At 64.8% G+C, this 10,211-nt stretch carries 6 protein-coding genes and 1 tRNA gene; 1 reads left to right on the forward strand and 6 read right to left on the reverse strand.

Translation table 11 applies throughout. The annotated features are described in order from the left end of the window. Window positions 1-122: 122 nt before the first annotated feature. The 3 genes from M1E07_RS13665 to M1E07_RS13675 form a co-directional block, all read right to left on the reverse strand. Window positions 123-196: transfer RNA gene (locus M1E07_RS13665), tRNA-Met, on the reverse strand. A 133-nt stretch (window positions 197-329) separates the two neighbouring features. Next, the gene (locus M1E07_RS13670; RefSeq protein WP_461187209.1) at window positions 330-3,299 is read right to left on the reverse strand and encodes a UPF0182 family membrane protein; all 2,970 of its coding nucleotides are present in this window, start codon (window positions 3,297-3,299) and stop codon (window positions 330-332) included. Between the two features lie 150 nt (window positions 3,300-3,449). After that, a complete protein-coding gene (locus tag M1E07_RS13675) occupies window positions 3,450-4,676 on the reverse strand; it encodes a YlbL family protein (RefSeq protein WP_461187210.1) in 1,227 nt (408 codons plus the stop codon). Window positions 4,677-4,810: 134 nt separating this feature from the next. On the opposite strand from M1E07_RS13675, the gene M1E07_RS13680 reads away from it, so the two are divergent. Then, window positions 4,811-6,307 (forward strand): zinc-dependent metalloprotease, encoded by a 1,497-nt coding sequence (locus tag M1E07_RS13680; RefSeq protein ID WP_461187211.1) that lies wholly within the window; start codon window positions 4,811-4,813, stop codon window positions 6,305-6,307. A gap of 6 nt (window positions 6,308-6,313) precedes the next feature. Here M1E07_RS13680 and M1E07_RS13685 read toward each other — a convergent pair whose 3' ends face one another. Genes M1E07_RS13685 through nudC form a run of 3 tightly spaced genes read right to left on the reverse strand, consistent with a single transcriptional unit; the run spans window position 6,314 to window position 10,135 of the window. Then, window positions 6,314-6,925, reverse strand: a complete 612-nt coding sequence (locus M1E07_RS13685; RefSeq protein WP_461187212.1) for a YgjP-like metallopeptidase domain-containing protein — start codon at window positions 6,923-6,925, stop codon at window positions 6,314-6,316. Further along, window positions 6,922-9,054 (reverse strand): ATP-dependent DNA helicase UvrD2, encoded by a 2,133-nt coding sequence (locus tag M1E07_RS13690; RefSeq protein ID WP_461187213.1) that lies wholly within the window; start codon window positions 9,052-9,054, stop codon window positions 6,922-6,924. The genes M1E07_RS13685 and M1E07_RS13690 overlap by 4 nt, the downstream gene beginning before the upstream one ends. A gap of 58 nt (window positions 9,055-9,112) precedes the next feature. Further along, the gene (gene nudC, locus M1E07_RS13695; protein WP_461187214.1) at window positions 9,113-10,135 is read right to left on the reverse strand and encodes an NAD(+) diphosphatase; all 1,023 of its coding nucleotides are present in this window, start codon (window positions 10,133-10,135) and stop codon (window positions 9,113-9,115) included. Window positions 10,136-10,211: the final 76 nt, after the last annotated feature.

Here is a 10,211-nt window from a genome sequence, read left to right on the forward strand (position 1 = left end):
GTTTTTACACGGCCCGAATCCAGGCCGGATTCCGGGCCCTCCCCGACTGGCGCAGGCACGCGGCTGGATGCTTAAACCAAAAAGTCCCGGACACTGTTTCCAGTATCCGGGACCTCTGTCAGTTGCGGGGACAGGATTTGAACCTGTGACCTCTGGGTTATGAGCCCAGCGAGCTACCGAACTGCTCCACCCCGCGTCGCAAGAACTACTTTACCGGCCGGTGAACACCAGGCCAAATCCCGGGGGCGTGATCTCCGTCTCGCCGGCTTGGCACCCGCTCCGGATGGAACGGGCGCCAAGTGCCGTCGTCGTGATCAGCTGCCTGGTGATCAGCTACTGGGCGAAGGCGCAGCTTCAGGCGTCCCTGTGGACGCCGGCGCCGGAGTTGCCCCGGGAGCGGGGGCCGGGATCTTGCCCTCCGCCTCCACTGCCTTCTGGAGGGCAGCCGCAAGGCGTTTCTGCGCCTCGCCGTAGGCTGCGAAGTCACCGGCGGCCAGCGCAGCCTGGCCGGCCTGGATGGCGGCGTTGGCCTCGTCCAGGGCCGTCTTCAGATCTGCCTTGGCATCCGCTCCCCCTGGGCTGGCCGGGGCGGCGGGACCCGCCGGCGTCTGGCCGTTATTGTCCGAGTCGCCGGCAGCAGCCCCAGAGTCACCGCCGAAGAGCTGTTTCAGCGCTTCATCGAGGGTTGGGGCGAAGCCGACCTTGTCGCCGAAGGCCACCAGGACGCGCTGCAATGTGGGGTAGGACGTCTCACCGGTGGACTTGAGGTAGACCGGCTGGACGTAGAGGATGCCGCCACCCACGGGTAGCGTGAGCAGGTTGCCGTTCAAAACGTCTGAAGCACCTTGGCGGAGCAGGTTCAGGGCCTGCGAAACGGTGGGATCGGAGTTGAACTTGTTTTGCGCCTGGCCGGGACCGGGGACCTGGATCTCCGGCGGGATCTGCAGGAGCCGCAGCTTGCCGTAACTCTCGGCCTTCACGCCCGCCTGGTTGCCGGCATCCGAGTCGGCGGACAGGAAGCCGTAGAGCACGTTGCGTGCATTTCCGTTGACGATCTGCGGAATGAACGATGACGTCAGCTGGAAGGCGGGCTTGTCCTGGTCCGGCATCTGCAGCGACATGTAGAACGGCGGCTGCTTGACGTCTGCGTTTGTATCCACGGTGGGATCGTTGGGCACGCTCCAGGCATCCTTCGTTTGGTAGAAGCTGGACGGGTCCGTTACGTGGTACTCCCCCAGCAGCTGGCGCTGGACCTTGAACAGGTCCTCCGGGTACCGGACGTGGCTCATGACAGCGCCGGACATTTCCGAGATCGGCTTCAGCGACGTGGGGAACACCTTCTGCCAGGACTTCAGCAGCGGATCCTTGTCGTCCCAGGCGTACAGGGTGACTGAACCGTCGTAGGCGTCAACTGTGGCCTTCACGGAGTTACGGATGTAGTTGACCGTGCTGTTGGGCAGCGCGACAGCACGGCCGGACGTGGTCTGGGAATCGGCAGTTGCGTCCGAAAGCTGCTCCTGCTGCGAGTACGGGTAGTACTGGCTGGTGGTGTAGCCGTCTACAATCCACTTGACGCGGCCGTCTACCACCGCCGGGTAGGCGTTGCCGTCCACCGTCAGGTACGGAGCGACCTTCTCCACACGCTCACGGGGATTGCGCTCATACAGGATCTGCGACTCCGGGTTCACTCCGTCCGAGAGCAGCAGGTCCGAGGACTGGAACTTGATGGCGTAGAGCACCCTGTTAAAGAAGCTGCCAACGTTCGGGCCGCCGTTGCCTTCGAAGGTGTACTGGGTCTCGCCCTCACCTGAGGGCCTGTCCTGCTCACGTGCCGGGGCACCGTCAGGTGCGCCCACGATCGAGTAGTCCGGCGAGGACTCGCCGAAGTAAATCCGGGGCTCGTAGCTCGAGTCGTCGCCCAGCACACCCGTTGAGGGAATTCCAGACTGCAGGAACTCGGGCTTGCCGTCCACGGTGAACTTGTTGCCCTTGGCCGCCACCACGCCGTAGCCGTGGGTGTACACAACGTGCTGGTTGAGCCAGCCCTGCTGGTTTGTAGCCACGTTGGTCGGGTTGAGCTCGCGAACGGCGATCACGGTGTCCTGGATTTTGCCGTCCACCTCGTAGCGGTCCACGTTGAGTGCTTCGGGGAACTGGTAGTACGGGCGGTACTGTTCCAGCTGCGAGAACGCGTCCGAGATCAGGTTCGGGTCCAGCAGCCTGATGTTCGCCGTGGTCTGGGCGTCCGGCGCAAGAGCGCCGGTGCTGGCGGTATTGGTGGCGTCGTAGCGGCTGACCTGGATTGCATCCAGTCCGTAAGCCGTACGCGTGTTGTCGATGTTGCGCTGGATGAATTCCTTTTCCAGGGTCTCTTCCGAGGGCCGGACCTGGAACTGCTGAATAACCCAGGGGTAGACGCCGCCGGCCAGGATGGAAGTGATGACCAGCATGGCCGTTCCGATGACGGGGAGGCGCCAGCGGCCAATCACCGCGGCGACGATGAAGAGGATGGCGACCAGCGCTGCAGCCACCGCCAGGATGGACTTCGTGGGGATGACGGCGTTGACGTCCGTGTAGAGGGCACCGGCCCAGCGTCCGTTGTTGCTCTGCACGGCCGAATAGCGGTCCAGCCAGAAGTTGATGCCCAGGAGCACCAGGAAGCCGGCACCGGTGACGGCGATGTGGATCTGTGCCGCACGGCTGGTGAAGACACCGCGTTCCATCAGCCTGATACTGCCGTAGAGATAGTGCGTGAGGATGCCTGCAATGCCGGCAATTACCACCACGCTGATCAGGAAACCGGTGACGAAGCCCAAAAACGGCAGCGTCATGAGGTAGAAGCTGATGTCCAGGCCAAATTCAGGGTCCTGCTTGCCAAACTGTTCCTGGTTGAAGAACAGCAGGACCTTCTGCCACTGGCTCGCTGCTGCACTTCCGGCAAAGAGGCCGAAGAGGACCGGCAAGCCCACCATGACTACCCGGCGGACAGGTTCAAGCTGTGCCTGGTAGCGGTTGAGGTTGTCGCGGATTTCCGAGTCCGGGGCGTAGACCGGCCTGGACTGGTAGGCGATGCGGATGGCGAAAAAGACCGCGAGGAACATAACGGCGAAGCCGGCGGCAAAGATCGCGATCCGGGCCAGGTTCTCAGTGATAAACACTTCTATAAAGCCGAGCTGCCGATACCAGAGGACATCGGTCCAGACGTTGGCAAAGAAAATGAAGCCCACAACCACCAGGGCAACAACGATCAGGGTGGGCGTGAGCGCCCCGCGTCTTGAAGGGGGTTTACCTGTGGACATTGTGCTGGCGGGACGGGACAAACTCGGTACCTCATAGCTGGTCGTCAGATTATTCGAAGCGTGCGTGCGAGCGACGTACTCACCGGTCAAACGCTGGTTTCGTCCGTCTTAATTGCCACGAGTGGCGGTAAAGCTTAGTTCCTGCCCAGTCTAGTTGGTTGTGCACGCCGGGAGGCCGGATGTGTCCCCGCCGGAACCGGCGAGCTCGACGGCGCGCCGGGCCTCCGCGAGGTTCTCCACCTTGACCACCTGCAGTCCGTCAGGAATATGGCCCATTACTTCCCCGCAATTGGCAGCGGGAGCGAGGAACATGGTGGCTCCCGCGGACCTTGCACCCAGCATCTTCTGCCCGATGCCGCCGATGGGCCCGACTACGCCGTCAGGGGTAATGGTCCCCGTACCGGCCAGGTGTTTTCCTCCTGTGAGATCCCCGGGAGTGACGGTATCGATGATGCCGAGGGAGAACATCAGCCCCGCGCTGGGCCCGCCTACTTTCTCAAGCGAGATCTCCACGTCGAAGGGGAAGGTGAACAGGTATTTGAGCATCACACCCAGGATGAAACGCCCCTCACCGTTGTCCTTCGGGGTGATCTCGTGCGTGACCTGCCGGCCCTCCCGTTCCACCACCACCGAGGCGGCCGCACCCTTTCCCGCCGCCAGTTCCTCCTGGATAACAGTGAGGGAAGTAATTTCCTTGCCGTTGATGGTCTTGAGTATGTCCCCCGGTTCAATTTTTCCGGCGGCGGCAGAACCTTCAGAAAGGTTTGCTGCCTGAAGCTGCTGCCCGAAGGGAATGTCCAGCTCGTTCAGGGCCGAGGCAAGAGCGTTCTCCTGCGAAGTGGTCATGGCCACCGAGCTCTGTTCCTCGGCCTCTTTTTTGGTGGTGCCGGTGGGGTAAATCAATTCCTGCGGGTACACGGCTTTTGAGCGGTCGAGCCAGGCGGAGAAAACGCCCATAATGCTCACCGGGCTGTTGGGGCCGCCGCTCACATACACCGTGGTCAGGTCGAGGTTGCCCGCTGCCGGATACGTTTCCCGGCCGGTGACACTGATCACCGGGCTTCCCTGGCTCTGACCCAGGGTGTTGTACGTAGGGCCGGGTGTTTCAATGACGTATGGGACCGGCAGGGTGCCCACAGCGATTCCGAGCCCCAGGGCAGCTACTCCGGCCACCATCATGGCCGATACTTTCCTGTCCCGGCGGGCCGGACCGCCTTGAGCTGGCGCAGTCCCAGCCGCCGGAAACGTTGCGGATTCGATGTTGCCCGCGTCAGCTGACGTGCCGGCATCAGAGCCGTCTGGTTCCCCGTGCGGGGTACCGGGGGAAAGTTCGGCAGCGTGTTCCTCAGAGGGGTGGCCGCCACGGGTTGTAGTCACTGAACCAACACTACGCGGTGCCCGGGGCGGAGTTCTTTGCCTACAGCGAACGGTAACGCGGTGCGGCAGACAGCCGACCACCACCGGGGTACCGTGAAGGTTGATCAACAGTCACACCGACGATCGGCGGGATCATGACCTCCAACCCACTCAATCCGTCCAACGGCGACGACACCCCCAAGGACCCGTTGACAGAGATGCTGCAAAACCTGATGGGCGGCCAGGGGATGGAGAACTTCGACCCCGCCGAACTCGCCAAGGCTGCCGGCCTTCCCAACGACCCCAACCTGCTGGCCCAGATGTTCTCCCAGGTCCAGGCCATGATGAGCGCACCGTCCGAGGGTCCCGTGAACTGGCAGCTGGCCCATGAGAACGCCCGGCGGGTCGCAGCCGGCAGTGCGGATCCCTCAGTCACCTCACAGCAGTCCCGCGAAGTGGACGAAGCCCTGCGGCTCGCCGAACTGTGGCTCGATCCCGTCACCGATCTTCCCGCTACTGGCCTGATAGGCCGCGCGTGGTCCCGTGCGGAGTGGGTGGAAGCCACCCTTGGCACCTGGAAGAGGCTGACCGAGCCGGTCGCGAACAGCATCGCCAATGCGCTCTCATCCGCTATGACAGAGCAGATGCCTGAGGAGATGAAGTCCATGATGGGCGGAGCCTCCTCCATGCTCCAGAACATGGGCGGTGCGATCTTCGGCATGCAGCTTGGGCAGGCCATCGGCGCCCTGTCCACCGACGTGGTGAGCTCTACTGATATCGGCGTGCCCCTCGCGGACCTTGAGATGGCCCTGCTGCCCATCAACGTCGCCGCCTTCGGCGCAGGGCTTTCCCTGCCCGAGAACGACATCCGGCTCTTCCTCGCTGTCCGCGAAGCTGCCCACGCCCGCCTCTTTGTCCAGGTGCCCTGGCTGCGCGGCCACCTGCTGGGCGCCATCGAGGCCTACGCCCGGGGCATCCACATTGATACTTCCCGCATCGAGGAACTCGCGCGGGATCTCGATCCCAGCAATCCCGAGGGGATCCAGGAAGCTCTTTCGCAGGGCGTGTTTATGCCTCAGCGGACACCTGCCCAGGATCAGGCCCTGGAGAAACTGGAAACAGCGCTCGCGCTGGTGGAGGGCTGGGTGGACGAACTCACTGCTGCGGCCACCGAGAAGGTCCTGCCATCCGCTGGTGCCCTTCGGGAAACTGTCCGCCGCCGCCGTGCCACCGGCGGTCCGGCCGAGCACGCGTTCGCCTCGCTGGTCGGCCTGGAACTGCGTCCCCGCCGGCTGCGGGATGCGGCCACACTGTGGGCCACCCTGAAGGAAGAACGCGGCATTGAAGGCCGTGACGCGATCTGGCACCACCCCGACCTGCTGCCCACCGCCGAAGACCTGGACGATCCCCGCGGGTTCAGCGGACGCCGGAAACTCGCGGAAGCCAGCGACACTGAGGTGGACGACGCCCTGCAGAAGTTGCTGAGCGGCGGCTTCGACGACGCCCCAAGCAGCGGAACGGAAGAATCCGACGGCGGGCAGGACGGTAAGCCTGCTGACGCCCCGGATGCTGATGGGCAGGAATCCAGCGGACCGCATGCTGGTGGACCGGATGCTGATGCTGATGGTCCGGATGGCGGGCCCAAGAGCTAACCACGCCTAGTCGGCGTCGTCCGTCCAGTGCTCCTGCCCTGGCCGGAGGGCACCGGTTCCGTCCCCCGTTTCGCCGCCCGACAGGCCGCGGGCCATGGCAAAGGAAACGCCCTCCAGGTAGGCCTTCGCCCGCGCAGTCTCCGGGTAGGCCTCCAGCAGCTTCCAGAATGCGGCGTTGTGACCGGCCACCAGGAGGTGTGCGAGCTCATGGAGCAGCACGTAATCGATGACCCACTGGGGCATGGGACGGAGTTTGTCTGAGAGACGGATGGTTCCTTCCGCAGGGGTGGCCGAGCCCCACCTTGAGTTCTGGTTGCTGACCCAGCGTACCGACGCCGGCGCAGCCTTGCCGCCGAGGTACCTTGCGGAGAGCTGGTCCGCGTGGGCCGCCAGGGCGGCGTCCGAGGCGGGGCGCTTCCTGCCGGAAGCTGAGCGCCGCTCCCCCTGGCGGTGCAGCTTGGCCAGCATCCGCTGGACCCATTCCTTCTCCTGGGCTGCCGTGAACCGCGCCGGGATGGCCACTACAGCGGTCCCGTTCTCCCAGAACGCCGCAACGGTCCGGGTCCGGCGGGCGGAGCGCCGAACCTCAACGGGGGCGCCGCCCTCGGTGGTGATCACAGGGACGTGCTTTCCACCAGGACCCGCAGGACGTCTTCCCCGTAGCGCTCCAGCTTGGATGGTCCAACTCCGGCCAGCGCAGCAAGTTCCTCCAGCGACGCCGGCCGGGCCTCCGCAATGGCAGTGAGTGTTGCGTCCGTAAACACCACAAAAGCGGGAACATCGGCAGCGAGCGCCACCTCACGCCGCCAGGTCCTCAGGGCGTCGAAGGTCTGTTCCTCGTAGCTCGGCGGGCAGGCGTTGCACCGGCCCACCTTTCGTTCCGCTCCGGTGGCCAGCATGCTGCCGCAGACCCTGCACACGGCCGGGGCGGCCGCCTTACGGCGGGGAGCCGGCCCCTTGCCCCTGATATTTGAGCCGGCGACGGAATCCGGGCGCAGGCCGTCCAGGAACCTGGAGGGTTTGCGGTTGGCGCGGCCGCCGGGAGTCCTGGCCGTGGACCAGGACAGTGCGAGGTGTTCCCGGGCGCGGGTGATCCCCACGTAGAGGAGCCGCCGTTCCTCGTCCACGGATTCAGGCGAGTCGGCGAAGGAGATGGGCATCAGCCCTTCGCTGAGCCCCACCAGGAACACGGCGTCCCATTCCAGGCCCTTGGCGGCGTGCAGCGAGGCAAGGGTTACACCTTGCACCGTGGGTGCGTGCTGGGCAAGAGAACGTTCCTGGAGCTCGTTCACAAACTCAGCAAGGCCAAACTCCGGGCCCCGGGTCTTGACGAGTTCGTCGGCGAGGGCAACAAGCGCCGCAAGGGATTCCCACCGCTCACGGAGCGCGCCGCCGTTGTGGGGGGCTGCGTCCGTGTAGCCAAGGGAAGCGACTATGTCACGGACCAACTGGCCCAGCGGTTCCGGGGACTCCGCGGAAACTGCCCGGGTGGCTGCCCGCAGCTGGAGGATGGCGTCCCGTACCTCCTTGCGGGCGAAGAAGCGCTCGCCGCCGCGCAACTGGTAACCGATGCCGGCGGCAGCAAGCGCCTGCTCGTAAGCCTCGGACTGGCCGTTGGTGCGGAACAGGACAGCCACCTCGCTGGCCGGCGTGCCGGCGTCGAGCAGTGCCTTGATCTTTTGCGCCACCGTGGCGGCTTCCGCTTCATCGTCGGAGCACTCGGTGAACTGGGGGGCAGGCCCGGCGGGCCGCTGTGCCACGAGCTGGAGCGGCGCAGCCCAGGCGGCATCAGCAAGCGTTCCCCCGCTGCGCCTGCCCGCGAGGAGATCGTTGGCGAGCTTGACCACTTGCGGCGTGGAGCGGTAGTCCCTGATCAGTTTCACCACGTTGGCCTGCGGATAGCGGGCCTTGAACTCCAGGAGGTGCTTCGGCGAGGCTCCGGTGAACGAATAGATGGTCTGACTGGCATCGCCGACGACGCACAGCTCGTCCCTTCCTCCCAGCCACAGCTCAAGGAGCCGTTGCTGCAGCGGGGAAACGTCCTGGTACTCGTCCACTACAAAGTGCCGGTACTGCTCACGGACGGTGGCGGCAACCTTTTCGTCCTCCTGCAGGATGCCCACCGTAATCAGCAGGACGTCCTCGAAGTCGATGACGTTACGGTCCGTCTTGACGTCCTCGTAGGACTGGAAGACCCTCGCGACGGCGGTGAGGTCGAAACCGCCTGGAGCGCCCCGGTCCTGCGCATTTTCGAGATAGTTGGCGGGGGTCAGCATGGATACCTTTGCCCACTCGATTTCCGAGGCAAGGTCACGGATGGAGGCCCTGTCCGTGCTCAACCGAAGCCGCCGGGCTGCCTCCGCGAGCATCTGGGCCTTGTGGTCCAGCAGGTTGGGCAGCGTCCCGCCAACGGCCTGCGGCCAGAAGAACTGCAACTGGCGCAGCGCCGCAGCGTGAAAGGTGCGGGCCTGGACGTTTCCTGCGCCAAGGTCCCGCAGCCGGCTGCGCATCTCCGCAGCCGCCCGGGCAGTAAAGGTCACGGCCAGCAGCCGCTGGGGAGTGTAGACGCCGGAGTGCACGCCATAGGCGATGCGGTGCGTGATGGCCCGGGTCTTGCCGGTGCCGGCGCCGGCAAGAACACACAGCGGGCCGCTTAGCGTGCTTGCCACCTCGCGCTGTTCGGCGTCCAGCCCGCCGAGGATGCGGTCCTCCAGGGAAGCCGCACCGTCAAAATTTTCTGTAGTCACTTTTGCTGCTTTTTCGTCTCGACTACCGCGTGCTGGAGTCTGATGGATAAGTAGGGCTTCAGGTGCCTGCCAGGTCCTGAATACGTCCGCCGAACCAGTGCTCTATCAGGGAGCGGGCAATCGACAGCCGGCTGGAGATGGTGATCTCACCGGCGAGCACGGCGTCCTGGAGTTCCTCACGGCTGAACCAGCGCGCCCTGGTGACCTCCACGCCGTCGGGCGTTGCCTCGGCGTCTTCAGTGACGGCGGTAAATCCAAGCATAAGGGAGGCTGGGAACGGCCACGACTGCGAGCCAAGGTACTGGCACGCGGTAACCCTGACTCCCACTTCCTCATGGATCTCCCGGACCACTGCCTGTTCCAGGGATTCCCCCGGTTCCACGAATCCCGCCAGGGTTGAATAATTCCTGGCGTCACGGGCACCACCGCCGCCAAGGAGCAGGCGGCCGTCCGGGCCCACTACGGTGACGATGATAGCCGGATCGGTGCGCGGGTAGTGTTCTGACGAATCGACCGGGCAGCGGCGCACCCATCCACCGGCTTCCACCTCCGTGGGCGAACCGCAGCGCGGACAATGTGTGTGGGTGGCATGCCAGTTGGCGATGGCGCTGGCTTCAACAAAGAGGGCCGCATGCGTCGGCGTGAGCCCGGCGGCGACGTCGCGGAAGCCGGCCCAGATCACATCCTTGGGGATTCCGGCAGTACCGGGGTCCACCGCCTCCGCCAGCACGAAAAGCAGCAGTTGGGTGCCCGGAGCCAGGTCTGAATCGGGCAGGGCGGAGCCAAGGTAAACCGCCAGCTGCGGTGCCGCACCTGCCGCCGCAAGTTCATCACGGAGTGCCCGGGCCCCCGAGATGTACAGTCCGCTGCCCTGAATCAGGCCCTGCCGGCCGGAGAGGACAACCGCCTTCGTGTCTGCCCTCGCGAGGAGTTCCTCCAGCATTCCTGGTTGTGTCCTGGCGAGGGATCCGCGGTCGACCAGCGCGGGAGGCACCGGGAGTACCGTATCCATCAGGTGGTTCGCCGGCAGCCGGGCTGCCTTGCCCCGTTGGACCGGTGTTACAGACTCCGCATGGCTCATGTGTCCACCGTACTGACTGGGACCGACAATTGATATTTGGGACATGTCCCCAACGTTGGGCTCATCCGCCTACCCG

It is taken from the genome of Arthrobacter sp. Z4-13 (assembly GCF_054792705.1).